Genomic DNA, 25,904 nt, shown 5'->3' on the forward strand with positions numbered 1-25,904 from the left:
CTCCTAGGCAGCTTTCAGGGCCTTGCGCAAGCGTGGGCTCAAGGTTTCACCCGCTGCCATCATGGCCACCAGGATCGCCAGCAGCCACGGCCAGTGCTGGGCAAACGAGACCTGATAGAGGCCCAGGGCATCGACGAAGATGACCAGGATGCCCAGCGGGCTGACGTAGCGCACCATGGTCAGCCACAGCGTATAGGGCAGCGGAGCCAGCCCCAGCTCGTCGCGGAACGTCTCGTTCTTGAGCACGAACCCGGCCAGCAGCACCATGCCCAACCCGCCCAGCGGCATCATCCAACGGGACGTCAGGTAGTCCAACCAGTCAAAGAAGTGCCTGCCCGCCAGCGTCCAGTCAGCGCCCAGATTGAACGACAGCATCGCCAGCGTGCTGACCAGCCACAGCACGATCCCGGTGGACCAGGCGGCCACCGGGCGCGTGATGCCCTTGTTGTCGCACAGCCAGGAGACGGTGGCTTCGACCATCGAGATGGATGAGGTTAGTGCCGCCATGGAGAGCATCAAAAAGAACAGAATACCGAACAGGGTGCCCAAGGGCATAGCCTGGAAAGCCAGCGGCAGGCTCATGAAAATCAGCCCTGGCCCTTCGCCAGGATTCATGCCGTTGGCAAAGATCACCGGGAAGATTGCCAGCCCGGCCATCAGCGCCACCACGGTATCGGCCAGCGCCACGCTGACCGTGGTACGCCCGATGGAGGCCCCTTTGGGGAGATAGCTGCCGTAGGTGAGAATGGCCCCCGAGGCCAGCGACAGCGTAAAGAAGGCGTGCCCCAGCGCCGCCAGCATACCGGCACTGGACAGGCTGCCCGCATTGAACGAGAACAGGAAGCGGACGGCGTCACCAAAGCCACCGGAAAACACGCCAAACACGATCAGCAGCACCAGCATCAGCACCAGGCCCGGCATCATCCAGCTGACGCTCTTCTCGATCCCCTCCTGTACGCCCTTGCCCACGATCAGCATGGTCAACAGCGTCACCAGCGTGCTCCAGCCGCCCAGCACCCACGGGTTGGCGTTGTTGGCCGCAAAGATCGCCGCCATGTCATCGACGCTGCTGCCCGCCAGACCACCGGAGAGCATCTTCCACAAGTAGGAGAAGGACCACCCGGCCACCACCACATAGAACGACAGAACCATGAACCCGCAAAGCATGGCCATCCAGCCGATCAACGACCAGCCGGAGGAGCGCCCCGATTCGCTGACCACCCGGCGGATGGCATCGATGGGGCTACCGCGACCACGACGACCAAAAGCGATCTCGGTCATCATCACGGGCACCCCGACGGCCAGGATGCAGGCCAGATAGACCAGCACGAAAGCGCCGCCACCGTACTCCCCGGTGATATAGGGGAATTTCCAGATATTGCCCAAGCCTACCGCCGAGCCGGTAGCTGCCAACACAAAGCCCCAGCGGCCCAGCCACTGAATACGCGGTTGTCCAGAAGACGCCATGCCCTTCTACCCTGTCAGAAAAAAGCGCCTATCCTAGAGGATTTTGCCCTCGAAGCCCACGCATCTCTGGGTCGCGCCAGCGCTTTTTCTATGCGGCCAGCGCCTTGGCCTCAGCGTCCAGCCGCTGCGCCGTGTAGTCGATGCGACGTAACCATATCAACAGCAACGCCCCTGTCGTCACGAAGCCACCGGCCAACCAAAGCCCCAGGTAGTAGTGCCCAGAGGCTTCCGCCAGCATGCCCGTCAGCGCCGGCGCAACGATTTGTGCAGCCCCATACGCCAGCGTCATTTGGCCCATCAAGCGAGCGGGGCTCGCTGGGTAAAGCCGCCCTGCCATGGTCAATACCAGACTCACACAGCCCAGAAAGGTACCGCCATACAGCACGGCGCTTACCAGCACGCCCGGCAAGGTCGGGCTGACGGCAGGCAGCACAATGCCAACGACCTGAACCAGCATCGCAACGATCAAGGCGCCCAGGTAGCCAATCCGCCTTGCTATCAGATCCCACAGCATTACAGTGGGAGCCGCTGCCAATCCGACTAGCGCGAACGCCCAGTTACCCGCTCCCGCCAGCAGCGGTTCACGCTCGACGATGGCGACCAGAAAGGTGGCGCTGATGACGTAACCGTACCCGGCACAAAAATAGGCAGGCAGCATCAAGCGCATGAAGGTACGGCTGGGCGGCCGGACCGGTGCAGCATGCTCAGACGTGCCTGGAAGCGGCTTTACGGGGCGAGGCAGCCAGCACCATGCGGGCACCAGCAGCACCAGCCCTAGCAGGCTAAAGCCCCACCATTGGGCTTGCCAGCCCAGCGCAAGCGCTTGCATGAATTCAACGGCCAGCGCCGCCACCACGATGCCAACCCCCACCCCAGCAAAATGGATCCCAAGCTCGCCACGCTGATGATGCTGAATCAGCCAATGGAGAATCAGTCCGGACGCCAGCAGCATGGAACCACTGCTGGATAACCCCGCGATAAACCGCAGGCCTGCCCATACCCAGAAGTGCTCGGTCAGCGCCATCCCTAGCGTACTCAGCACCGCCAATACGAGCCCAGTCCGGAACAGAGTATCCTTCAGGTGCAAGGTGCGGATAGATGCGGCCAGCACAGCGCCCAGCATGTAGCCGGCATAGTTGAGTGCCGCCAGCCAACCACCATCGGCATCATTGAGCCAACTCTGCTGCTGCATTACGGGCAATAGCGGGGTATAGGCGAATCGCGCAATACCAATGCACAATATCTGGCTAAACACCCCTGCCAACAGAACTTTAAAACGAGGACTGACCAGCGTTTCTGCCGTCATGGCAACACTCCCAGGACATCGATACCATGGTAGTTTCATCAGCGTGCATACGTTAATGATCATAGTAAGGTGTTTCAGACAGCGCGTCATGACCACCTAGGTCGGGGGTGCGCTTATCCCGCGCGCATGCAACCGCCGCCGTTGCCCCACCCACTGGCGACAGAACACGCCACAATCTGTCAGACTAGTCATCACTGACCACCGCTGTAAGTGAGGTTTCACCATGACCGATACCGCAACACCCTGGACCCAGCCCATGCCGGACGCACAGTTCACCCTGATGCGTGACATTCTGGCGGCGCCCAGCCCCGTAGGCCTGGAGGGCGCCATGACCTATGGCGTTCTCAAACCCTATTTCGAAAGCTTTGCCCCGGCGGGCTGGCACCTGCATCAGTTCAAGGGCAACGCCGGTGTGGTACTGGACACGCACCCGGGCCAGGACGACATGTTCAAGTTGATGATCATCGGCCATGCCGACAAGATCCGCATGCAGGTTCGCTCGATTGGGGAAGACGGCAAGATCTGGATCAATACCGACTCCTTCCTGCCGGGCGTGCTGATCGGCCATGAAGTCACCCTGTTCAGTGAAGACCCAGAGGCCCCAGGCAGCTACCGCCGCATCGACGGCGGCACGGTGGAAGCCCTGGGCGCGATTCACTTCTCCGACCCAGCCCAGCGTGATGGCAGCAAGGGCATCAAGAAAGAGCAGATTTACCTGGACCTGCAAATTCACGGAGAAAACAAGAAGCAGCAGGTTCTCAACCTGGGCGTGCGCCCCGGCGACTCGATCATCTTCAATCGTCCCATCCGCCCGGGGTTCAGCCCGAATACCTTCTACGGCGCCTACCTGGATAACGGACTGGGCTGCTTTGTCGCCGCCGAAGCCGCTCGGCTCGTTGCCGAAGCCGGTGGCACCGACAAGGTTCGCGTCATGTTTGCGATTGCCAGCTACGAAGAGATCGGCCGCTTCGGCAGCCGCGTGATGGCGGGCGAGCTGAAGCCCGATGCAATCATCGGCGTGGACGTCAACCACGATTACGTGGGCGCGCCCGGCATTGGCGACAAGCGCATGCAGCCGCTGGAAATGGGCAAGGGGTTCACGCTGTCGGTGGGCTCGATTGCCAGTGAGCAGTTGAATCGCATCATTGCCACCGCCGCCAGGGAGCACGACATTCCCATGCAGCGGGATATCGTCGGGGTAGATACCGGCACCGACGGCATGGCAGGCGTACTGGCCTCCATCGACAGCGCGGCCACCTCCATGGGCTTCCCCATCCGCAACATGCACACCATTTCGGAAACCGGCAATACCCAGGACGTATTGGCAGCCGTGCATGCCCTGGCACACACCATCCAGGCCATGGATGCCATGCCCGACCTGCATCAGGCTTTCAAGAACAACCACCCGCGCCTGGACGAAGCCAGCCCACTTGCCCACCAGGGCAGCAGCAAACCGGAAAGCGGTACTGACAGCACCGACTGACCCCGGTACTTCCCACCATGGTGGCTGAGGAAAACCTTAAATTACTGTCCGGTATTAGTTGACCACTACAGCCACGATGGGCGAATAGGCAAAAAAAACCCCGGCCATGACTGGCCGGGGCAGTACTGACTCCTCCCTGATCCTTCTTCATGAACGTCCTGTTCATGCATCCCTGGTGCTCAAGCGCTCCTTGCTTGATAGTACTCCCTGAAGGCACGTTTCCTTATGCCACTGCCTACTCTGCAGCTTCTATATGACAACTGCATTAACCTGAGTTGACATCCTCCCCTCCCTCAGCTTGCGCTGCCGCCTCGCGGCGGAAAGGAAGGGGATTCCCAGGTTGTTGCCTTCCTGGTTCCTGCTTCGCTGTCCGTTGCCCTCAATGCCCTGGCATTGCCGGTCTTACACAAACTCCACAGGCGTTAATTCCCGAGTGCCCCTCGGTAGTTACTTCAACGCTCGGCACCCGCTAATAGCGCGGTGCCAGCTTGTAGGATGTTGCGGGCGGCATTGAGGTCACGGTCAATGCCTTCGGTGCCACAGCCTGGGCAATCCCAGGTGCGAACAGTGAGCGGTAGCGATTCCATGACAAATCCACAGCCATGGCAGCGTTTTGAGCTTGGGTACCAGCGGTCGATCTGGACGAATTGGCGTCCGGCCCAAGCCGCTTTGTACTCAAGCTGGCGCACCAACTCCCCCCAGCCAACATCACTGATGGCGTTAGAGAGATGGCGATTTTTGACCATATTTTTAACCTGCAAACTCTCCGCCGCGATCACTTGGTTCTCGTTAACGATCTGGCGGGTGAGTTTATGCAGGTGGTCACGCCGTGTATCGGCAATTTTGGCGTGACAGCGAGCGACCTTTAACCGTGCCTTGGCACGGTTGTTAGAGCCTTTTTGCTTACGGCTCAATTGCCGCTGTGCCCGAGCCAGTTTCCTCTCATGGTGTGCCGTATGGCGCGGGTTATTAACCCGTTGACCCTCGCTGGTCACGAACAGGTCTTTTAGTCCCAGGTCGATACCGATCATGTTAGGCGTGATCGGCAGCGTCTCAGTATCTACCTTGCACAGACAGCTAATGAAGTAGCGGCCTGCTGCGTCCTTTGACACGGTGACGGTGCTAGGCGCTGACGGTAGCTCGCGGCTCCAGCGAATGCTCAACGGTTCGCGGCACTTGGCGAGCGTGATCTGGCCGTCACGGTACGAAAATGCCGAACTGGCAAAGGTGGCTGACTGCCGGTGCTTTTTGGATTTAAAGCTGGGATACCGCGCCCGCTTGGCAAAGAAATTCTTGAAAGCGGTTTGTTGGTGGCGCAGGCATTGTTGCAGTGGCACCGAACTGACCTCGGCCAGAAAGGCGGTGTCAGGCTGCTTTTTTAACTGTGTCAAAAACGCGCTGGCGTCGATGTAACCGATTTTTTCCTGACGCTGATAGAACGCATCGGTGCGATAGCGCAGCACCGCGTTCCAGACAAACCGCACGCACCCAAACGTACGCGCCAGCAGGGTTGCCTGCTCTGGCGTGGGGTAGAAGCGGTATTTATAGGCGCGTTCGGTTATCATATCTTACAAATTATCGTGCTTTATGTAAGATTACAAGGCACAAGGCACAAGGCACAAGGCGTCCTGCCGGACGCCGCGCTATCCATCCTCGCACTCAAAGTACGAGGTTTTACGCGCTGACTGATAAAAAAACCCCGACCATCGCTGGCCGAGGCTTTATCAGGTCCTCCCTGATCCCACTTCACGAACGTCCTGTCCATGCATCCTTGTGCGCCGCAAGCACTCCCTGCTTGCACTTCCTTGTAACGCTGTCCCTGCGTCATGGGCACACAGTGCGCCTTATAGACGTCGAGTTATCTAACCTGGGATATGAAAAGTTAAAAAGTTTTTATGGGCGGGCCGTGATAAATATCAAGCGCTGGCTTGCGATTGGTTTTAAACCAAACATACAATCATGCACGTTTCTCTCACATTCTGGATGCTTCCATGCCGACTCGCTCCCTGATTTCAAGCCGTTACTCTCGCTCCCACTTACGCCCCCTAGGCTGCCTGGTAACGCTCGCCTGCATGGCCCTGGCCCCCATGGCGCTGGCCGACCAGTGGCGGGGCAGCGTGGGCGCGGGGATTGCTTACGCCCCTGATTATGCCGGTAGCGACGACTACGAAGCCCGCGCACTGCCCGTACTGAACCTGGCCTATGGCGACCAGCTGTCCATCAATCTGCGCGATGGCATCGAGTGGCACGCCTTGCGCCAGGGCAACTGGAGCGCCTCGCCCTTTATCGGCTACACCTTCGGCCGCGATAACAAGGGTGACCTTGGCGCCTTCGAAAAAATCGATGGTGGCGCCACGCTGGGCTTGCGAGTCGGTTACCAGGATGGGCCCTGGCGCTACAGCGTGGCTGGCAGCCGCGCAGTGACCGGCGACATGGAAGGCGCCACGTTCTCGGCGAGCGCCACCCTGCGCACCCCGCTCAGCGAGCGTTTGCTGCTGGTGCTATCCCCCAGCGTCAACTACTCCAACGAGCGCTGGACTCAATCTCTGTATGGAGTTTCCGACCAGGATAGCGCCCGCAGCGGAGTGGCCACCTACGCACCGGATGGCGGCTATTGGCGGCTGGGCGCAAACGCCAGCCTGAGTTACGCCTTGACCCCTGAGTGGACAGCCACCGGCTTCGTCGGCGCTACCCGACTGACCGGCAACGCCGCCGACAGCCCGATCGTCGATGCGCTGGGAAGCCCCTGGCAGGCGCTGAGTGGGGTATCACTGACCTACCGTTTCTAATACACTAGCGTCTGGGACCCACACGCCAAATGGATTGCCCTCGAACCAGGCCATGAAAAACGTTATGGAAAACCGTCTCGAGCACTTTCGCATGAGGCCCTTGCTGAGCCGCTTGTCGGGCACGGGCCTACTGCTTGCCACGCTCTTTTTTGCCTTTTCACTCACCCCAAGCCTGGTGCCCCGCCCCTTGCTGGCTCAGGGCATCGTCTCCGGGCTCAGCGTCACGGCGGGGTATGCCCTGGGCGTCATTGCGCGCACGCTGTGGCACTACCTGCACCTGCCAGAGCCCAGAGCCGCTGTAGAGCGCACGCTCAAGCAGCTGGCCGCCCTGGTCGCGCTGGTGGTGTCGGTGATTTTTCTATGGCGCGCGGCCGAGTGGCAAAACAGCATTCGCGAACTGATGGAGATGGACCCCACCAGCGGCACACGCCCGCTGGCCGTGGCGCTGATCACCATGGGGGTCTTTCTGAGTCTGCTGCTGGTCGCGCGGCTGTTCAAGCGCACCTTCAAGCTGCTCTCGTACAAGCTTGCCCATGTGCTGCCCCATCGCACGGCCCAAGTGCTGGGCATCGTCTCCGCCGTGGCGCTGTTCTGGCTGATCATCGAGGGCGTCATCTTTTCTTACGCACTACAGGTGGCTGACCGCTCCTACCAGCAGGTGGACGAGCTGATGCAGGATGACCTGAGCCCCCCGCAAGCGGCCAATGTGCCCGGCAGCGCCGAGTCGCTGATCAGTTGGGAAGCGCTGGGTAGCCGGGGCAGGCGCTTCGTCACCCAGGGCCCTACGGCCGAGGATATGGAAGCGTTTCTGGGTGAGCCCGCGCTCGACCCCATTCGCGTCTATGTCGGGCTCAACGCCGCCGAAACCGCCACTCAGCGCGCCGAGCTGGCCCTCGAAGAGCTAATCAGAACCGGCGGGTTCGAACGCTCGGTCATGGTCATCGCGACCCCCACTGGCCGCGGCTGGATCGACCCTCGTTCCCAGCACAGCGTGGAGTATCTTCATCGCGGCGATATTGCCACGGTGGCCGCCCAGTACTCGTATCTACCCAGCCACCTGTCGCTGATCTCCGAAGCAGAGTACGGCGTCGAGAGTGCCCGCGCGCTGTTTTCGGCCATTTACCGCTACTGGAGCCAGCTGCCAAGCGATGAGCGACCGCAGCTTTACCTCTTTGGCCTGAGCCTGGGCGCGCTCAACTCGGATCTATCCTTCGATCTTTACGATATCATCGACGACCCCTTTCAAGGCGTGCTGTGGAGCGGCCCTCCCTTTCGCAGCGACACCTGGCGCGCCGTGACCGCCGACCGCGATCCGGGTTCCCCCGCATGGCTACCCACGTTTCGCGAGGGCGCGGTTGTCAGGTTCATGAACCAGACCCAAGGGCTGGAGGAAGCCGCTGCCCCATGGGGAGATTTCCGCATTGCGTTTCTGCAATATGCCAGCGACCCCATCACCTTTTTCGAGCCTGCGGCGTTCTGGCGAGAACCCGAGTGGATGCGCGCACCTCGTGGGCCAGATGTTTCTCCAGCGCTACGCTGGTACCCCGTGGTGACCATGCTACAGCTGCTGGTCGACCTGACCGTGGGCAGCGCCCCCGACGGCTATGGGCATGAAATCGCCGCCGAACACTACATCGATGCCTGGGCAGCCCTCACCGAACCCGACGGCTGGGATGCTGAGCAATTGCAGCGCCTGCGCGATCATCTGACGCGCTGACGATAACCCATTTCACCGGCAGGCTATTTAGCCTGCTATTTTTTGTGCCAACTGTAAAATTATAAACATTTGTTAAATATACACTTTATGATCGAGCAGCAGCATTTCTGTACTATTCAAGTACAATAAAAATACAATTTTATCTTGTACATTAATTGTCACTCACCTATAGTTCAAAGCGTTCGCGGCAGGGATACCGCGTGACAAGGGAATGTGCGCTTAGGATGAGCGAAGACGATTCAGGGACCGAGCAAGCTCAGGACGAGCTTTCGTCAATCAGGGAAGAAGAAGTACCGCAGTACACGGACTGATCATTCAGCACGCTCTGTACCGCGATGAAAAAAGCGTCCTCATTCGTGAGGGCGCTTTTTTTTATGTATCCTCCCCATGCCCCTTTCAGCAGGTACCCGGGTGATGCTCGATACCAGGCAGTTTTTCGCCAAGGGCCCGTGCACCGGCCCGAAGTTAGCAGCGACTTTGTCGCGATTCGCCGCCAGTTCGACTTTTCCTTGCGCTAGGCAGCGCCCTGGCGCGCTCGACGCCTTGACAGCAGTCATCACCAGCAAAAAACCTCACAACGCAATTACATAACACCCAGGGTGCGCACTACGCTTGAAGAGACAACCCACAGGAGGTTCTACCATGTCTCAGCAACAGTGCGCATGCCCGAAGTGTCATTGCAAGGTGGACAGCCACTCCATCGAAAAAGAGGGTCAACTCTTCTGCTCGACGGCCTGCGCGACAGGCCATGCCGATGGCTCTACCGATTGTGGCCATGACTGCAAGTGCGGTTGAACCCACCCGATAACCGCCCTCCCCACTGCGATGCCCGGCCAAACACCGGGCATCGGCCTATCAAAGCGTGCGAAACCGCCCATCACCGACTAGGCTTACCTTTCAACAATTCTCAAAGGAAGAGATCATGCCCTCTACTACTACCATCGTCGTCATTGTCGTCGTCATCGTAGCGATTTTCGGATTCAGCGGCGGCCTGCGTTTCTAGGATAGCGGCACGTCTCAACAGGGGTGTGTGATGGCCCTGGTCTATGCCTCACCAACGAAACGCCCCGCTGTGCAAAGCGGGGCGTTGTTTATCTATCATCGAGAAGCGATAGGCGCCAGGTGAGAACGCTCAATTCAGGCTCGGACTAGCGTTTAATGACGCCTAGGGTAGTTCCCAAGTCGGCGCCAAGGCCCAGAAACGATGAAGGGGAATCAACATAAGATGTTGATTCCCCTTCTATATTCTTGGCGGAGAGGGAGGGATTCGAACCCTCGAAGCCTTTCGACTTACACACTTTCCAGGCGTGCTCCTTCGACCACTCGGACACCTCTCCACATTGTGTGCTCTGCTGCAGGGCGTTGCCTTTCTCAACAGAACGGCGCATATACTATGCGTTAAGCTGTGAAATAGCAAGCCTTTTTCACATCAGAGCTTTTTCACATCAGAGCTTTTTCACATCAAGGCTTTTTCACATCAAGGGCTAGGCAGCACGGCATAGCGGCTGCTGGCTTCCAGACATAGCGTGTCGCCGCAGTAGAGCTGCTGGCTGAGCGCGATGCTGCCTTTGCCGCGTTCGCGCAGCCGTTCTGCCAGCGTTGCGGGGCCGTCGCTGCTGCTGGGCGTACAGATGAGACGGTAGTCGCCGGTCACCGGGGCAACGAAGCGCTGACTGGCCTCCGCCACGACCACGTCTTGTGCCCTTCCCTGCTGGCGCAGCCACAGGGTCACCCAGCACCATCCTTGCAGGGTGGCTTGTGCCGCCAGGGCACCGCCAAAGCCGGTGCCTTTATCATTGAGGTTAGGCGCCAGCGCCAGGTGCCAGGTCAACGCGTCGTTGGCGTGGCTCACGTCACTGATGCCCAAGGCTCCCACCATGGGAATCGCCTCGCCCAGCCAGCGGTGGAAGGCGTGCAGGTCTTCCTTGCCTTCTGGCAGCGGTAGACGCGGGTGCGGTAGGCCTGGCTGGCGTGACGGGCTCATGGTGGGCTCCTCGGCGGTTAAGCGCTCAATCCCAGCGTTCGACGAAATCGGCAGCGTTATGCTCGGGTACCGGCTTGTGACGACCGGCCAGGCTGCCCAGGTAGATGAACGCGACTACTTCATCCTCCTTGTCCAGCCCCATTCCCTTGCGCACCACTGGGTCGAAGGCATACTTGCCGCTGCGCCACATGGCGCCCAAGCCCAGGGCGTGTGCGGCCAACAGAATCCCGTGGGCAGCACAGCCCGCTGAAATAATCTGTTCGACCTTGGGTGCCTTGGCAATATCCGGCGTCACCTTGGCAATCACGGCGATCACCATGGGCGCGCGCAGGGGCTTTTTGCGAGCAGCGTTCAGGGTGTCATCGCTGGCGTGCGGGTCTTCCTGGAACTCCGCTTCGGCGAACAGTTCCCCCAAGCGCTCGCGCCCTTCTCCGACGAACTCGATAAACCGCCACGGGCGTAGCTCCTTGTGGTCGGGGGCACGCAGGGCGGCGCGGTAGATGGCGCTGAGCTGTTCCGGGCTGGGGGCAGGCTCGGTGAGCTTGCCCATGGAGCTACGTTCGTGCAGCAGCGTAAGAGCGTCCATTGGTGTCTCCTTTCCTGGGTCGGTATCACTGGCGCGCCAGGCGTAGCGGGCTGGGCGGCGCCATGCCCGGCGTGGCACGCCAGGGGCTGATGTCCAGCCCACCACGGCGCACGTAACGCGCCAGCACCAGCAGTGATTCTGGCTGGGCGTACTGCATGAGATCCGTGAAGATATGCTCGACGCAGTGCTCGTGAAAATCCTGATGCTGGCGGTAGCCAATCAGGTAGCGCAGCAGTCCTTCGCGGTCGAGGCGCGGGCCTTTATAGCGAATCAGCACGCTCCCCCAGTCGGGCTGCCCGGACACAGGGCAGTTCGATTTGAGCAGATGCGAATGCAGCGTCTCTTCCACGATATCATCGTGGGTGGTCAGGTGCTCGGCGCTGGGGGTGTAGTGGCTGACCTCGATATCCAGGTCGTCCAGGCACTCCCCTGGCAAGCGTCGCGGGGCCAGCGCTTCGTCATCCACCGGCAACAGCTCGACGCTGACCGGGGCACCCGCCGCACCGCTCAGGTCGCGCACCAGGATGGCTTCTACCTCGGCCTGGCTGGCAAAGCGCGTCTGGTTGAGGCTGTTGAGGTAGAGCTTCCAGGATTTGGACTCGATCAACTGCGGCGAGCTTGCCGGCAGCCGAAAACGCGCCACTGCCACCACGGGCTTGCCGCGTCCATTCAGCCAGGAGACTTCAAAGGCGTGCCACTCGTCTTCACCCACGAAGGGCAACGCGCTTTCTTCGATCCCCAGCGGCGCGCGATTGGCCGCCCGAGGAATGGGGTACAGCAGTGCCGCATCGTACTGTTCGGGGTAGGCAGAATCGCGCCCCAGCGGCGCGTTTTCCAGAGTATCAGGGCGGTGTGCCATGCAAAACGTCTCCATCAAACCAGGGGCCCTTGGGGCACTTAACTGCGAATACCTTTGCCACGCTCCAGCATGGTCAGCGCCACCATGAACAGCACCACGATGAACGCCATGATCGCCGTCAGCGCCCAGCCGACGGGAATGTCAGACACCCCCAGAAAGCCATAGCGGAAGACGTTGACCATATACAGAATCGGGTTGAGCATCGAGACGCCCTGCCAGAAGTCCGGCAGCATCGAAATCGAGTAGAACACGCCGCCCAGGTAGGTCAGCGGGGTCAGGATGAACGTCGGCACGATGGAAATGTCATCGAACTTGTTCGCCAGCAGGGCATTGATGAACCCCCCTATGGAAAACAGCGCCGAGGTCAGCACCACGACCAGTATCGTGAGCAGCGGATGCTCCACCGTCAAGCGGGTGAAGAACAGCGACACCAGCGTCACGATGAGCCCGACGCCCAGGCCCCGGGCCATGCCGCCCAGAATGAAGCCGGAAAGAATCACGCTATTGGGCATGGGCGAGACCATCATCTCTTCCACCGAGCGCTGAAACTTGTTGGAAAAGAAGCTGGAGGCCACGTTGGAGTAGCTGTTGGTGATCACCGACATCATGATCAACCCGGGCACGATGAAATCCATATAGCTGAAGCCATCCATCTCACCAATGCGCGAGCCGATCAGGCTGCCGAAAATGATGAAGTACATGGCCATGGTGATCGACGGTGGCAGCAGGGTTTGCGGCCAGATACGGGTAAACCGCTTGATCTCCTTGAGCACCAGTGTCCACAGCGCGACCAGGGTTTGTGTGGCATTCATGCGTTGGCCTCCTGCTGCTCACGTTGATCCAGAGCCGCCTGGCTGCTCTCTACCATGGAAACGAACATCTCTTCCAGACGATTGGCGCGGTTGCGCATGGAAACCACTTGAATGCCCTGCTCACTGAGCGATGAGAACACGTCGTTCAGCTGCTGGCCTCGGTGAATGGCCACCGAAAGCTGGGAGGGCTCCACCTGGTGGACCTCGAAACCCGGCACCTGCGGCGCTTGCGCGACGGGAGCCGCCAGGTCCAGCAGGAAGGTTTCGGTGTCCAGCTCGGCCAGCAGCTCGCGCACGCTGGTGTTACGCACGATCTCGCCGTGATTGATGATGGCGATATTGCGGCACAGGCTTTCGGCTTCTTCCAGATAGTGGGTCGTCAGAATGATCGTCGTGCCTTCGTCGCGGTTGATGCGCCGCATGTACTCCCACATGCTGCGACGCAGCTCGATATCCACCCCCGCCGTGGGCTCATCGAGAATCAGCAGCTTGGGGCGATGCATCAGCGCACGCGCAATCATCAGGCGGCGCTTCATGCCGCCGGAGAGCATCCGCGCGCTGCCGTTGCGTTTTTCCCACAACCCCAGGTCGGTCAGCAGCTGCTGGGCACGGGGCAGCGCTTCACTACGCCGCATGCCGTAATAGCCCGCCTGGGCCAATACGATATCCAGCACTTTCTCGAACTGGTTGAAGTTGAACTCCTGCGGCACCACGCCCAACTGGTACTTGGCTTTGGCAAAATCCTTGTCGATGTCGATACCAAAAATCGACACCTTGCCCGCGGTTTTCTGTACCAGGGAACATACCACGCCCAGAGTGGTGGATTTACCTGCCCCATTGGGGCCCAGCAGTGCAAAGAAGTCGCCCTGCTGAACGTCCAGATCAATCCCTTTTAACGCTTGAAAGCCGTTGCCGTACACCTTGGTAAGGCCACGGATCGACAATGCCGGTTCGGCCATGAACATGTCCTGTCAGCAAAATGAGAGCTTATGAAGCTAGATGGGAAGATATCGGGGCGAACGCATATTTTTTCAAGCTAACGAGCTTGCCGCTAGCGCAGACGTCATAGCACACATTACTTAGCCAGACCAAACGACACCCACGACAAAGCGCTGCTCAAGGCAGTGGCCGAACGGATAACAGAGACGAAGGGGATCCAGCGAGGGAAAATCAGAAAAAGCGATGGAAAGGCACAGACGAAGACACAGGAGGGAGGACCGTTGAACTGGAGCGGGAAAGGAGATTCGAACTCCCGACCCTCGCCTTGGCAAGGCGATGCTCTACCACTGAGCTATTCCCGCAACATGAACGGCATTACTTATGGAAACCGGTTACAGCAACCGATGACGACAACCAAGTGTCAGCGTCATGCGAGTGGCGTCCCATAGGGGGTTCGAACCCCTGTTCCCGCCGTGAAAGGGCGGTGTCCTGGACCACTAGACGAATGGGACACATGTACACGTAGACGACTGGAGCGGGAAAGGAGATTCGAACTCCCGACCCTCGCCTTGGCAAGGCGATGCTCTACCACTGAGCTATTCCCGCTTGATGTCGCTAAAAATCGGATTGGCGTCCCATAGGGGGTTCGAACCCCTGTTCCCGCCGTGAAAGGGCGGTGTCCTGGACCACTAGACGAATGGGACGTATAAACACGTATGATTCATTACATACGCGTTATGGAGCGGGAAAGGAGATTCGAACTCCCGACCCTCGCCTTGGCAAGGCGATGCTCTACCACTGAGCTATTCCCGCAACTCCGATAACCTGAACGATACGATGGCGTCCCATAGGGGGTTCGAACCCCTGTTCCCGCCGTGAAAGGGCGGTGTCCTGGACCACTAGACGAATGGGACGTTTCATTGCCTCGTCGAGGTGGCGCGTATATTAATCAGCGCACCTCTTACTGTCAAGCCCTCTGATATCGAAACGTTTTATGCCTGCGCAACGAAGGTGCCTGACGGCAATAACATGCGCGATAACGGTGCACGAAACTTGCCCATGCGCACCACGCCACCCGTTCAGCGCATCCTACAAAGCCCTAAAAATCTTTTATTTAAAATAAAATCGATTTTTTGGCATATCCCTTGCTTTGTACACAGCGTCCCTCGGCGATTGGTGCTCCCCTACCACTGCCGTCTTTCCTTACTGCATGAGGTGCTGTATGTCCTTTACCCGTCGCAAGTTTCTTACCAGCGCTGCTCTGACATCCACTGCGGGGCTGGTGTTGGGCGCCCCTTCCTTGGCCAAGGCGCAGTCGAGCGAACAGTTCAACTGGCGAATGACCAATGCCTACAGCCCCGGCTCTCCGTTCTATGTAGAAGGGCCCGGCAGCCCGCGGGACGTGATTGCCAAGATCAACGCCATGTCGGGCGGACGGCTCAATATTCAGCACTTTGCAGCAGGAGAACTGATCCCGGCCTTCGAAGGCTTCGAGGCCGTGCAGAGCGGCACCATCGAAATGAACGCCGCCAACAGCTACTTCTGGTCGGGCACCACGTTCGCCGCGCAATACTTCACTACCGTGCCCTTCGGCATGAGCTTCATGGGCCATATGGCCTGGCTGTATCACGGCGGTGGCCTGGAGCTATGGGAAGAAGTGTATGAGCCTTACGGCATGATCGCCCTGCCGTTGAACAATACAGGCGTGCAGATGACCGGCTGGTTCCGTGAGCCCATCGAGGACATCGGCCAGTTGAACGGGCTGCGCATGCGTATTCCGGGCCTGGCCGGGAAAGTCTATGCCGCGCTGGGGGTCGATGCCCGTGTACTGCCCGGCGGTGAAATCTTCCCGGCGCTGGAGCGGGGCGTCATCGATGCAGCAGAGTTCGTGGGCCCTTACCAGGATCGCCGCATGGGGCTGCAGAATGCCGCGAAGTTTTATCACACCACCGGCTGGCACGAGCCTGCCACCACCGGTGAGCTGCTGATTTCCAAACAGCATTGGGATGCCCTTCCCGACGATCTCAAGATGATCGTGAAAAGTGCCTGCATGGCGGCGTGTCTGGAAAGCGTCACCTGGTCGGAAGCCGTCAACGGCGAGGCCATGGCCGACCTGGTGGACAACCACGGCGTTACCGCAAGCCCCCTGCCAGCCCCGGTGGTCGAAGCGCTGCGTGAAGCCACGATGGATACCCTGGCCACCGAAGCCAACGCCGACCCGCTGGTACGCAAGGTCCACGACAGCTACATGGCCTTCAAGGCCAACCATGACCGCTGGGCAGGCCCCAGCGAACGCGCCTGGTTAAACGACATCATCGGGGTGTGATATGCAAGCCGTGGAACGTCTTGTCCACGGAATCGAGGCGGTGGTCCGGCTGTTTGGCTTGATCGCCGCCTGGATTTGCGTGGTGCTGGTTGCCCTGGTCGCGGGCGATGTGGTCATGCGCTACCTGTTCAGCATTGGCGCCGTCTGGCTTCAGGAGCTGCAGTGGCACTTGATTTCCCCCATCGCCCTGTTCGGCATGTCGTACCTGCTGTTCGTGGGCGAACAGGTGCGGGTGGATGTGTTTTACGAGCGCTTTCCGGTCGCAGTACAGCGCACCATCGAAGTGATCGGCGGCCTGCTGCTATTGGTCATGGGGCTCTACATCGCCTGGCTGACCCTGCCCTGGGTAGAGCAGTCATATCTGCGTAACGAAACCTCACCCAACCCAGGCGGCCTGCCCTTCCGCTGGCTGCTCAAATCGCTCATCCCTCTGGGGTTTCTTCTGTTGGCACTGCAAGGCCTGGCCCACGCACTGCGCCAGGGGTTGGCCCTTCCAAGCCGAGGTGAATAACGCATGTCTCCTAATGAGTGGCTAGCGATCGGCATGATCGTCGCCTTTTTCGTACTACTGCTGATCGGTATTCCGGTGGCTATCAGCATCGCCGTCACGGCCTTCGTGTTTGGCTACCTGGGGTTTGGCCCCATGCTGTTCAACCTGCTGCCCTCGCGCATCTACGGCGTGGTCACCAACTACACCTTCATGGCCATCCCCCTATTCGTGTTCATGGGGGTGATGCTGGAGAAGTCGAAGCTGGCCGAAGAGCTGATCGACGTGGTCGGTCACCTGTTCGGGGGACTCTCCGGCGGCATGGGGGTGGCCATCATCTTCGTGGGCGTACTGCTGGGCGCTGCCACGGGTATCGTCGGGGCGACCATCGTCACGCTGGGCCTGTTGACACTCCCCACCCTGCTGCGCCGTGGCTACCCTAAAACCCTGGCCACCGGCATGATTTGTGCGTCGGGCACGCTGGGGCAAATCATCCCCCCTAGCCTGGTACTGATTCTGCTGGCGGAGATCCTCGGTGAATCCGTGGGCACCATGTTTGCGGCGGCCATGGTGCCGGGGCTGGCCCTGGCCGGGATCTATATTCTGGCGATTCTGGTGCTGGCCAAACTCTACCCCGGCATGATGCCGCCCATTCCCGCCGAAGAGCGTGCGCTGCTCAGCAAAAAGCAGCTATTGTTCAAGGTGGCCACTGTGGTGGGGCCGCCGGTGGGGCTGGTGTTTGCCGTGCTGGGTTCGATCATCGGCGGAATTGCCGCCCCCACCGAAGCCGCTGCTATGGGGGCGCTCGGCGCGCTGGTCTTCGTCGCGTGCTCTGGGCGGCTCACGGTGGCCCTGCTGAGCGAGGTCGCCAAGGCCACGCTGATCATTTCTGCCATGGTCTTCTTCATTCTGATCAGCGCTCAGGTCTTTGGCCTGGCCTTCCGTGGGCTGGGTGGCGAGCATCTCGTGGGCCGCATGTTCGACTGGGTCCCCGGGGGCGAGCTCGGCGCGCTGCTGTTCATGCTGCTGCTGATGTTCGTGCTGGGCTTCTTCCTGGAATGGATAGAAATTACCTATATTGCCCTGCCGCTGTTTTTGCCCTTCTTCGTACAAATGGGCATCGATATGGTATGGCTGGGCATTCTGGTGGGTCTGGTGTTGCAAACCTCGTTTCTCACGCCACCGTTTGGCTGGTCGCTGTTTTTCCTCAAGGGCGTGGCCCCCAAGGAGGTTTCGACCCTCGATATCTACAAAGGCGCGCTGCCCTTCATTGGCCTGCAATTCCTGGCCGTGGCGCTGGTCTTCGCCTTCCCGGCCATTGCCACCTGGCTACCCGACGCCATTGGCTGGTAGCCCTTGATAACAGTAGCCCTTGATAACAAAGGATAACGTCATGCTTCATACACAACGTAGTTACGGCGGCAGCTGTGTTGCCCCCCACCACCTGGCCGCCAGTGCCGGTCGCGACGTGCTCAAACAAGGCGGCAATGCGGTAGAAGCCATGGTGGCCGCCGCAGCGGCCATCGCCGTGGTCTACCCGCACATGAACGCGCTGGGTGGCGACGGTTTCTGGCTGATTCACGAACCAGGCAAGCCGCCCATTGCCATCGATGCCTGCGGGCCAGCCGCCGCGCTGGCCAGCGCCGATTTTTACGCTGGCGAATCACACATCCCGGAACGCGGCCCCCAGGCAGCCCTGACCATGGCGGGCACCATTGGCGGTTGGCAGGAAGCACTCAACGTGGCCTCCCAGTGGGGCACGGCGCTACCGCTGACGACCCTGCTGGCCGATGCCATTCGCCATGCCGACGACGGCGTGGCGGTTTCCCAAAGCCAGGAGGCGCTGACCGCCAAGCACCTTGCGCGGCTCAGCCAAAGCCCCGGCTTCAACGAAGCCTTCCTGCTCGATGGCAAGGTCCCCCGGGAAGGCGAGCGGCTGCGCCAGCCGCGCCTGGCCCGAACCCTCGAACGTCTGGCCAGTGCAGGGCTGGATGACTTCTACCGTGGCGAACTGGCCGCCAGCATGGCCCAGGACCTGGCCGCGCTGGGCAGCCCGCTGCGGTTGGAGGATTTCCACGCCTATCGCGCCCAGCAGGTCACGCCGCTGCAGGTACAGCTGCAGGACGCGACACTCTACAACCTGCCCGCCCCGACCCAGGGCATGGCCTCGCTGATGATTCTCGGCATCTACGAACGCCTCAAGGCTGCCGAGCCCAACGGCTTCGAGCATCTGCACGGCTTGATCGAGGCCACCAAACGCGCCTTCATGCTGCGCGATAGCCACGTCACCGACCCCCAGCGGGTGCCTGCCCCCCTGCAGTCGCTGCTAAGCGCCGAGCGCCTGGCCGAAGAAGCTGCCGCCATTGACCCGGCCAGCGCCCTGCCCTGGCCCCATGAGCCCGCGCCGGGCGACACCATCTGGATGGGCACCGTGGATAGCCAGGGCCGCTCGGTGAGCTTCATTCAGAGCATCTACTGGGAGTTCGGCAGTGGCGTCGTGCTGCCGGAAAGCGGCGTGCTCTGGCAAAACCGAGGCATCAGTTTTTCACTCGACCCCAATCATCTGCGCGGCCTGGCCCCGGGGCGCAAGCCGTTTCACACCCTCAATCCGGCGCTGGCCCTGTTCGAAGACGGGCGCACCATGGTGTACGGCACCATGGGCGGTGAAGGCCAGCCACAAACCCAAGCCGCGGTGTTCTCCCGCTACGCGCTACATGGCATGCTACTGCAGCAGGCGGTCACCGCACCACGCTGGCTATTAGGGCGCACCTGGGGCGAGACCAGCACCAACTTGAAGCTGGAAGCGCGTTTCGACGATGCCCTGGTGACCGCCCTCGCCACGGCGGGCCACGATGTAGAAGTACTGCCCGAGGCCTTCAGCGACACCATGGGCCATGCCGGTGGCATCGTACGCCACCCGGATGGCCTGATCGAAAGCGCCCATGACCCCCGCAGCAACGGCGGCGCCGCCAGCGTTTAGGCCCGGTACTGGCGCTATCGCCCACTTTCGCACATGCTGAACCTGAGCAGGGCTGCCATTGTCACTGGTATAGCGTCAGGCATAACGGTGGTATCCTGCCTGCCCCATAAGCCTCTGCTTATCAGCAACCGGAGGGAGAGGAGAGCCCCATGGCGAAAATAGCGAAATCCCCTGAAGAATGGCGCCAGCAGTTGACCCCGGAGCAGTACCGCGTCGCCCGGGAGAAGGGTACCGAGCGTCCGTTTACCGGTGACTATCAAGTGAGCGATGCCCAGGGCATCTACCACTGCGTCTGCTGTCATGCGCCGCTGTTCGAGAACGAACACAAGTTCGATGCAGGCTGTGGCTGGCCAAGCTTCGACAGGCCACTGGGCATCCGCTGCGTGGAAGAGCATCGCGATACTTCCCACGGCATGATTCGCACCGAAGTAGTGTGTTCCCACTGCGATGCCCACCTGGGACACGTGTTTCCCGACGGCCCCCCGCAAACGACGGGCCTGCGCTACTGCATCAACTCGGTCTCTTTGGAGTTTCACCCCGACGAATAATTGATCCCAAACGAAGCGCAGCAAGGCGGGCACCATCTGTTAGAATGGCGGCCCGCTTTTTTATGCCGAATGTTAGTGCTTGCAGGAGATCCCCATGCTCGGCTGGTTCCCAGGACACATGAACAAGGCCCGCCGCCAGATCAAGGACGCGCTGCCGGAAATCGATGTCGTGATCGAAGTGCTCGATGCGCGGCTCCCCTATTCCAGCGCCAACCCGATGCTGGCCGAGCTGACCCGCCACAAGCCGGTCCTCAAGATTCTGTCGCGTGCCGACCTGGCCGACCCTGCGCGTACCGACGAGTGGGTCGCGTTTTTCGATGCCCAAGCCGACACACGGGCGCTGGCCATCACCACCACCAACACCCGGGAACTGAAGCGCATTCCCCGGCTTTGCCATGAGCTGGCCGGTGCGGTGCGTGCCGACCGTGATGTTCGTGTGATGGTCATGGGGATTCCCAACGTCGGCAAGTCGACGCTGATCAACGGCCTGGCAGGACGCAAGATCGCCAAGACCGGTAACGAGCCCGCCGTGACCAAGCGCCAGCAAAAGGTACGCATCGATGGCCGCGTGGCACTGATCGATACGCCTGGTGTGCTGTGGCCCAAAATCGAGGATCAGGCCAGTGCCTACCGGCTGGCGGCCAGCGGTGCCATTCGCGACACGGCCATCGAGTATACCGATGTGGCCATGGTGGCCTGTGCCGAACTCGCCAAACGCTACCCCGGCGCGCTGACGGCCCGCTACAAGCTCAAGGCGCTGCCCCGCTATGAAGCCCCTGCCACCCCTCAGGCAGAGGTCGATGCCGATGGCCCCCAGAAGCCCGACTTTATGGCCATTGCCGGGTTCGATGGCCACGCCATCCTCACCGAAATTGCCAGCAAGCGCGGTGGTTTGCGCCCTGGCGGCGCCGTGGACCTGCACCGAGGCGCCGAAGTGCTGCTGCATGAACTGCGCGACGGCAAGGTGGGCAGGCTGACGCTGGAAACCCCCGAGGACATTCCACCGCCCGTGGAGCAAATCGACCAAGACAGCTCGCCATCAAGCAACGCATAATGGGCGAATAATCAGTCACTCCCACGGCAATGGACACTTTTGGATAACGCACCCCATGGACACCGCGCAGCCTAACGAATCACACACGCTCAAGAAGTCCCATAAACTGCACAATGTCTGCTATGACATTCGCGGCCCGGTTCTCGACCATGCCAAGCGCCTGGAAGAGGAAGGCCAGCGGATTCTCAAGCTCAACATTGGCAATCCGGCCCCCTTTGGTTTCGAGGCACCGGAAGAGATTCTCCAGGACGTCATGCGCAACCTGCCCACCGCCCAGGGCTACTGTGATTCGAAAGGGCTCTACTCTGCGCGCAAGGCCATCATGCAGGAGTGCCAGCGCAAGCAGATCCCCGGCGTCGGTATCGAAGATATCTATATCGGCAACGGCGTGTCCGAGCTGATCGTCATGGCCATGCAGGCGCTGCTCAACGATGGCGATGAAGTACTGATCCCGGCACCGGACTACCCGCTATGGACCGCTGCTGCCCACCTGTCGGGCGGCCACGGCGTTCACTATCTGTGCGACGAGCAGGCCGACTGGGCGCCGGACATGGCCGACATTCGTGCCAAGGTCACCAGCCGTACCCGGGCCATCGTCATCATCAACCCCAACAACCCCACCGGGGCAGTGTACTCTCCGGAAGTGGTGCGGGAAGTCCTCGAGATCGCCAAACAGCACAATCTGGTGGTATTCTCCGACGAGATCTACGACAAGATTCTCTACGACAGGGTCGAGCACACCGCCACGGGGGCGCTGGCCGACGACGATCAACTGGTCATCACCATGAACGGGCTTTCCAAGAGCTACCGCTGCGCTGGTTTTCGCTCCGGCTGGATGACCATTTCCGGCACGCTGGCCAAACAGCGGGCCAAGGATTTCATTCAGGGCCTGACCATGCTGGCCTCCATGCGGCTGTGCGCCAACGTACCTGCCCAGCACGCCATTCAAACGGCGCTGGGCGGCTACCAGTCCATCAATGACCTGATCCTGCCTGGCGGGCGCCTGCTGGCGCAGCGGGACATCACCATCGAGAAGCTCAACGCCATTCCCGGTGTCTCCTGCGTAACACCCAAAGGGGCGCTCTACGCGTTTCCGCGCTTGGACCCCAAGGTCTTCAATATCAAGAATGACCAGCAGCTGGTGCTGGACCTGTTATTGCAAGAAAAGATCCTGCTGGTGCAAGGCACGGCCTTCAACTGGCCAGACCCGGACCACGTGCGCATCGTGACGCTGCCCTGGGCCGACCAGCTGGGCGACGCGCTGGATCGCTTTGCCAATTTCCTGTCACGCTATCGGCAGTAGTTATTTCAGTCTTCATGTCCGTCGCTACAGCATTAAAAACAGCTACTTGAAACTGTAGCGACGGGCACGCATCTAAGCCATATTCCAGCAAGACCCCGCTATAAACCTGAAGGGAGAAACCCACCCATGATGCGAATTATGCTGTTTCTGGCCACCAACCTCGCCGTCGTACTGGTGGCTAGCTTTACGCTGCGCCTGTTCGGCGTCGAGGGCTATCTGCGCAGCCAGGGAATCAACTTCACTGGCCTACTGCTGTTCTGCTTCATCGTCGGCATGGCGGGCTCGATCATCTCGCTGTTCATGTCCAAATGGCTGGCCAAGCGCTCCACGGGCACGGTGATCATCGAAACGCCTTCCAACGCCACCGAAAAGTGGCTGGTGGACACCGTGGCCGAGCTTTCCCGTGAAGCCGGGATCAAGACCCCCGAAGTGGGCATTTTCCCGGCCCAGCAATCCAATGCATTTGCTACCGGCTGGAACAAGAACGACTCGCTGGTAGCCGTCTCGGCGGGCCTGCTCAACCGCATGCGCCCCGAAGAGGTCCGCGCGGTACTGGCCCACGAGATTGGCCACGTGGCCAACGGCGACATGGTCACCCTGGCACTGATCCAGGGCGTGGTGAACACCTTCGTGATGTTCTTTGCCCGTGCCGTCGCCCACTTGATCGACACCTTCCTGAAAAGCCGCAGCGACGGTGAAGGCGGCCTGGGCTTCATGGGGTATTTTGCGGTGGTCATGATTGCCGAGATCGTGTTTGGCATCCTTGCGTCGGCCATCGTGGCGTGGTTCTCGCGCTACCGCGAATACCGCGCCGACGAAGCGGGTGCACGCTTGGCGGGCACCGGCGCCATGGTCAACGCCTTGGCGCGCCTGAAGGCCGAAACCGAAATGCCCGACCAGATGCCCGACCAGATGCGCGCCATGGCCATCACCAAAGGCCAGACCCGCTCGCTGATGGAGCGCATGTTCGCCAGCCACCCACCGCTGGACGACCGCATTCGCGCCCTGAAAGAAGCCGCCTACCGTCAGTGATGCTAACCGTCACTTAACGGCAGTCGCTACCATAAGGCCCGCATCGCGGGCCTTATGCGTTTTGTATCCAGCTCTTTTCAGCCGAGCTGGACTTGAAAACCGGCAGCTTCCAAAGGCGCACACAGTGGCTGGGCATCTTCTTTCAACAGCACACTCAGCGTGGCAAACTCGCGACGCAGCGGGTAATGGGCGCGGCAGTGATCGAACCCCTTGGCAACCCCTTGCTGCATCACGTTACGCTGCAGCGTGTCGTGGTCACGGCGCACGTCATACACCGCTCGGATACATAGCCGCAGTGCCTCTTCAACGGGCAGTGCCTGTGAGAGGGTCAGCGAGGCCAGCACCGGGGGCGGGCACAAGTCACTGAATGCCAGGCCGGAGGGGCGGCCTTCATGTGCCGCCAGCGCCTGCTGAATCATCCAGGTGCCGCGCAGCTTGCCGTCCAGGCTGTGGCCGGCAATGTGCGGGGTTGCCAAGGCCACCAGATCCCTCAGGCCGGCATCGATGCCAGGCTCCTCCTCCCACACATCGAGAATGGCAGAGATGTCGCCCTTGCCTGCCAGGCGGCTGCGCAGTGCCAGCCCATCGATGCAGTCCCCGCGCCCGGCGTTGAGCAGTACCGTTTGCGGGGCCAGTTCCTGGAGCCGCTCGGCGTTCAACAAATGGTACGACGCGTGGGGGCCGTGCTTGACCAGCGGCGTATGTAGGCAAATGACATCGCATTGCTCGATCAGGGTATCCAGGTCTACGAAGCCCTCAGGCCCTTCCTGCTCGGCGCGGGGCGGGTCACATACCAGCACTTCCATGCCCAGTGCACTCAGCCGCGTCAGCAAGCGGCTGCCGACGTTACCGGCCCCGACGACTCCCACACGGCGCGACAGCAGCGGCCACCCTTCCCGCTCGCTCACGGTCAACAGGCTGCTGAGCACATAGTCCACCACGGCGTCGGCATTACAGCCAGGCGCACTGGCAAACCCGATGCCCTGGGCTGAGAGGTAGTTCAAGTCGATATGATCGGTGCCGATGGTGCAGGTGCCGACGAAAGCAACACGGCTGTTGGCCAGCAAGGCCTCATCGACCCGGGTGATGGAGCGCACGATGAGCGCGTCGGCATCGGCCACGTCGGCCGCGCGAATCTCGCGCCCGGGCAGGCGGTGCAAGGTGCCCAGCCCACCAAAGCACGCGTCGGCGGCGGGGATGTTGGCATCGATGACAAGTTTCATAGGCGTTTTGATTTCCGGGCTTTACAATACGCCCGCAACGGCTTGCTGTGCAGGCGTGAACATGATGGCGTTAAGGAGATGGGTGTGATCGTACGCTGGGAAACCGACCATGACTATGTGTTGGTGCACATTCACCAGGATATGTTCGGCGACTGGATTTTCAGCCGCGCCTGGGGGCAGATCGGCACCCAGTTTGGCGGGCTGAAACATCAGTTGGCCGACACCCTGGCGCAGGCACAGATGTGGCTGGAGGACGAGTCCACCATCCAGACCTCGCGAGGCTTTCGCAAGGTCCTGGAAGCCGCCGACCACACCCCCGAAGGCCAAGAGGCCATGCGCCAGCTGTCGCTGCTGAATGTGCTGTAGGCACGCCTACCCCAGAAACCGACGCCCATTACGCTGGTGCACCCCCACCGGGGGCGTCGGGGCAGGCGGGTTGGTCAGGGACGCCAGCGCCGCTTCGTCCAGCCAGCCTCGCTGCTCCAGCCATTGGCTCAGCCGCACCAGATCAAAGCCACGGTCCAGCTCTTCCCCCTGCTCATCCAGCAACACCGGTATACGCACGCCGTAGCGCTCGACCAGCGCGTCGTCTTCGCTGATTTCGATACGTCGCAAGTCCACTGGCTGGTTGGCCAGGGTGGTCACCAGCGCTTCGAGTTGAGCGCACAGGTGGCAGCCCAGAGTGGTGTAGATGGAGAGTTTAATCATCGGCTCGGCTCTTGATCAAAAAGACGTGATGCAGGTTGGTGCGACGCTGGAAATCCGGGTCGAAGGTGCGCGCGGTGATCTCCTCCACTGCGTAACGCTGCACCAGCGCGTCGTCCAGTTTGAAACGCCGCTGGTTATTCGAGAACACCAGCACGCCACCCGGCGCCAGGCGCGCCATGGCCAGCTCGACCAGCCTTGGGTGATCCCGCTGGATGTCCAGCGTATCGCGCATCTTCTTGGAGTTCGAGAACGTCGGCGGGTCCATGAAGATCAGATCGAAATCGGCATTGGCCGTTTCCAC

23 protein-coding genes, 7 tRNA genes and 1 pseudogene are annotated in these 25,904 nt (G+C 60.7%); 13 read left to right on the forward strand and 18 right to left on the reverse strand.

From position 1 onward, the window contains the following. Positions 1–3: 3 nt before the first annotated feature. A complete protein-coding gene (locus tag HSS18214_RS0106325) occupies positions 4–1,467 on the reverse strand; it encodes a sodium-dependent transporter (RefSeq protein WP_016914456.1) in 1,464 nt (487 codons plus the stop codon). An 88-nt stretch (positions 1,468–1,555) separates the two neighbouring features. Next, positions 1,556–2,773, reverse strand: a complete 1,218-nt coding sequence (locus tag HSS18214_RS0106330; RefSeq protein ID WP_016914457.1) for a YbfB/YjiJ family MFS transporter — start codon at positions 2,771–2,773, stop codon at positions 1,556–1,558. A 223-nt stretch (positions 2,774–2,996) separates the two neighbouring features. Between HSS18214_RS0106330 and HSS18214_RS0106335 the strand changes: the two genes are divergently transcribed. Next, a complete protein-coding gene (locus HSS18214_RS0106335; RefSeq protein WP_016914458.1) occupies positions 2,997–4,256 on the forward strand; it encodes a M20/M25/M40 family metallo-hydrolase in 1,260 nt (419 codons plus the stop codon). Positions 4,257–4,708: 452 nt separating this feature from the next. On the opposite strand, the gene HSS18214_RS0106340 is transcribed toward HSS18214_RS0106335, so the two are convergent. Next, positions 4,709–5,821, reverse strand: coding sequence for an RNA-guided endonuclease InsQ/TnpB family protein (locus HSS18214_RS0106340; protein WP_016914459.1), 1,113 nt, complete (start codon positions 5,819–5,821; stop codon positions 4,709–4,711). Between the two features lie 426 nt (positions 5,822–6,247). Here HSS18214_RS0106340 and HSS18214_RS0106345 point away from each other — a divergent pair, with 426 nt between their 5' ends. The 3 genes from HSS18214_RS0106345 to HSS18214_RS18625 all read left to right on the forward strand — a co-directional run bounded on the left by HSS18214_RS0106345 (position 6,248) and on the right by HSS18214_RS18625 (position 9,557). Continuing rightward, entirely contained in the window at positions 6,248–7,045 is a 798-nt protein-coding gene (locus HSS18214_RS0106345; protein WP_139790098.1) for a MipA/OmpV family protein, read from the forward strand. Between the two features lie 64 nt (positions 7,046–7,109). Next, positions 7,110–8,762 carry an alpha/beta hydrolase gene (locus HSS18214_RS0106350; protein WP_016914461.1) on the forward strand — a complete coding sequence of 551 codons (1,653 nt, stop codon included), beginning with the start codon at positions 7,110–7,112 and terminating at the stop codon, positions 8,760–8,762. A gap of 642 nt (positions 8,763–9,404) precedes the next feature. Next, positions 9,405–9,557: a metallothionein gene (locus HSS18214_RS18625; RefSeq protein WP_081195643.1), complete on the forward strand. Its 153-nt coding sequence runs from the start codon at positions 9,405–9,407 to the stop codon at positions 9,555–9,557. Positions 9,558–10,011: 454 nt separating this feature from the next. On the opposite strand, the gene HSS18214_RS0106360 is transcribed toward HSS18214_RS18625, so the two are convergent. The 12 genes from HSS18214_RS0106360 to HSS18214_RS0106415 all read right to left on the reverse strand — a co-directional run bounded on the left by HSS18214_RS0106360 (position 10,012) and on the right by HSS18214_RS0106415 (position 14,856). Next, a tRNA-Ser gene (locus tag HSS18214_RS0106360) sits at positions 10,012–10,099 on the reverse strand. A gap of 140 nt (positions 10,100–10,239) precedes the next feature. Further along, entirely contained in the window at positions 10,240–10,746 is a 507-nt protein-coding gene (locus HSS18214_RS0106365; protein WP_016914462.1) for a YiiD C-terminal domain-containing protein, read from the reverse strand. A gap of 25 nt (positions 10,747–10,771) precedes the next feature. Next, on the reverse strand, positions 10,772–11,332 hold the full coding sequence (locus HSS18214_RS0106370; RefSeq protein WP_016914463.1) for a nitroreductase family protein: 561 nt from the start codon (positions 11,330–11,332) through the stop codon (positions 10,772–10,774). 25 nt (positions 11,333–11,357) lie between these two features. Next, entirely contained in the window at positions 11,358–12,191 is an 834-nt protein-coding gene (gene queF / locus HSS18214_RS0106375; protein WP_016914464.1) for an NADPH-dependent 7-cyano-7-deazaguanine reductase QueF, read from the reverse strand. A 38-nt stretch (positions 12,192–12,229) separates the two neighbouring features. Further along, positions 12,230–13,003, reverse strand: a complete 774-nt coding sequence (locus HSS18214_RS0106380; RefSeq protein ID WP_016914465.1) for an ABC transporter permease — start codon at positions 13,001–13,003, stop codon at positions 12,230–12,232. Continuing rightward, positions 13,000–13,962, reverse strand: coding sequence for an ABC transporter ATP-binding protein (locus tag HSS18214_RS0106385; protein ID WP_016914466.1), 963 nt, complete (start codon positions 13,960–13,962; stop codon positions 13,000–13,002). The genes HSS18214_RS0106380 and HSS18214_RS0106385 overlap by 4 nt, the downstream gene beginning before the upstream one ends. Before the next feature lie 267 nt (positions 13,963–14,229). Beyond that, positions 14,230–14,304: transfer RNA gene (locus tag HSS18214_RS0106390), tRNA-Gly, on the reverse strand. A 74-nt stretch (positions 14,305–14,378) separates the two neighbouring features. Further along, a tRNA-Glu gene (locus tag HSS18214_RS0106395) sits at positions 14,379–14,454 on the reverse strand. Positions 14,455–14,473: 19 nt separating this feature from the next. Beyond that, positions 14,474–14,548: transfer RNA gene (locus tag HSS18214_RS0106400), tRNA-Gly, on the reverse strand. Positions 14,549–14,570: 22 nt separating this feature from the next. Then, positions 14,571–14,646: transfer RNA gene (locus tag HSS18214_RS0106405), tRNA-Glu, on the reverse strand. Positions 14,647–14,680: 34 nt separating this feature from the next. Continuing rightward, positions 14,681–14,755, reverse strand: a tRNA-Gly gene (locus tag HSS18214_RS0106410). Between the two features lie 25 nt (positions 14,756–14,780). Beyond that, a tRNA-Glu gene (locus HSS18214_RS0106415) sits at positions 14,781–14,856 on the reverse strand. A 308-nt stretch (positions 14,857–15,164) separates the two neighbouring features. Here HSS18214_RS0106415 and HSS18214_RS0106420 point away from each other — a divergent pair. From HSS18214_RS0106420 to htpX, 8 genes are all read left to right on the forward strand, one after another. Then, on the forward strand, positions 15,165–16,268 hold the full coding sequence (locus tag HSS18214_RS0106420; RefSeq protein WP_016914467.1) for a TRAP transporter substrate-binding protein: 1,104 nt from the start codon (positions 15,165–15,167) through the stop codon (positions 16,266–16,268). A 1-nt stretch (position 16,269) separates the two neighbouring features. After that, positions 16,270–16,779, forward strand: coding sequence for a TRAP transporter small permease subunit (locus HSS18214_RS0106425; RefSeq protein WP_026001778.1), 510 nt, complete (start codon positions 16,270–16,272; stop codon positions 16,777–16,779). Positions 16,780–16,782: 3 nt separating this feature from the next. After that, entirely contained in the window at positions 16,783–18,108 is a 1,326-nt protein-coding gene (locus HSS18214_RS0106430) for a TRAP transporter large permease (protein ID WP_026001779.1), read from the forward strand. A 40-nt stretch (positions 18,109–18,148) separates the two neighbouring features. Further along, on the forward strand, positions 18,149–19,735 hold the full coding sequence (locus tag HSS18214_RS0106435) for a gamma-glutamyltransferase family protein (protein ID WP_016914470.1): 1,587 nt from the start codon (positions 18,149–18,151) through the stop codon (positions 19,733–19,735). Between the two features lie 149 nt (positions 19,736–19,884). Beyond that, positions 19,885–20,283 (forward strand): peptide-methionine (R)-S-oxide reductase MsrB, encoded by a 399-nt coding sequence (msrB, locus tag HSS18214_RS0106440; RefSeq protein WP_016914471.1) that lies wholly within the window; start codon positions 19,885–19,887, stop codon positions 20,281–20,283. A gap of 94 nt (positions 20,284–20,377) precedes the next feature. After that, entirely contained in the window at positions 20,378–21,337 is a 960-nt protein-coding gene (ylqF, locus tag HSS18214_RS0106445) for a ribosome biogenesis GTPase YlqF (RefSeq protein ID WP_016914472.1), read from the forward strand. Positions 21,338–21,392: 55 nt separating this feature from the next. Then, positions 21,393–22,640 (forward strand): pyridoxal phosphate-dependent aminotransferase, encoded by a 1,248-nt coding sequence (locus HSS18214_RS0106450; protein WP_016914473.1) that lies wholly within the window; start codon positions 21,393–21,395, stop codon positions 22,638–22,640. A 126-nt stretch (positions 22,641–22,766) separates the two neighbouring features. Further along, a complete protein-coding gene (gene htpX, locus HSS18214_RS0106455; RefSeq protein WP_016914474.1) occupies positions 22,767–23,672 on the forward strand; it encodes a protease HtpX in 906 nt (301 codons plus the stop codon). A 77-nt stretch (positions 23,673–23,749) separates the two neighbouring features. Here htpX and pdxB read toward each other — a convergent pair whose 3' ends face one another. Further along, a complete protein-coding gene (gene pdxB, locus HSS18214_RS0106460; RefSeq protein ID WP_016914475.1) occupies positions 23,750–24,895 on the reverse strand; it encodes a 4-phosphoerythronate dehydrogenase PdxB in 1,146 nt (381 codons plus the stop codon). Positions 24,896–24,979: 84 nt separating this feature from the next. On the opposite strand from pdxB, the gene HSS18214_RS0106465 reads away from it, so the two are divergent. Next, positions 24,980–25,261: a hypothetical protein gene (locus tag HSS18214_RS0106465; protein ID WP_026001780.1), complete on the forward strand. Its 282-nt coding sequence runs from the start codon at positions 24,980–24,982 to the stop codon at positions 25,259–25,261. Positions 25,262–25,267: 6 nt separating this feature from the next. Here HSS18214_RS0106465 and HSS18214_RS0106470 read toward each other — a convergent pair whose 3' ends face one another. Next, positions 25,268–25,603 carry a glutaredoxin family protein gene (locus tag HSS18214_RS0106470; RefSeq protein WP_016914477.1) on the reverse strand — a complete coding sequence of 112 codons (336 nt, stop codon included), beginning with the start codon at positions 25,601–25,603 and terminating at the stop codon, positions 25,268–25,270. Further along, positions 25,596–25,904, reverse strand: a pseudogene (locus tag HSS18214_RS19195) (bifunctional 23S rRNA (guanine(2069)-N(7))-methyltransferase RlmK/23S rRNA (guanine(2445)-N(2))-methyltransferase RlmL); the annotation flags it as partial. The gene HSS18214_RS0106470 and the pseudogene HSS18214_RS19195, both read right to left, overlap by 8 nt.

The organism is Vreelandella stevensii S18214, from assembly GCF_000275725.1.
In the GTDB taxonomy this organism is placed as follows: Bacteria; Pseudomonadota; Gammaproteobacteria; order Pseudomonadales; family Halomonadaceae; genus Vreelandella; species Vreelandella stevensii.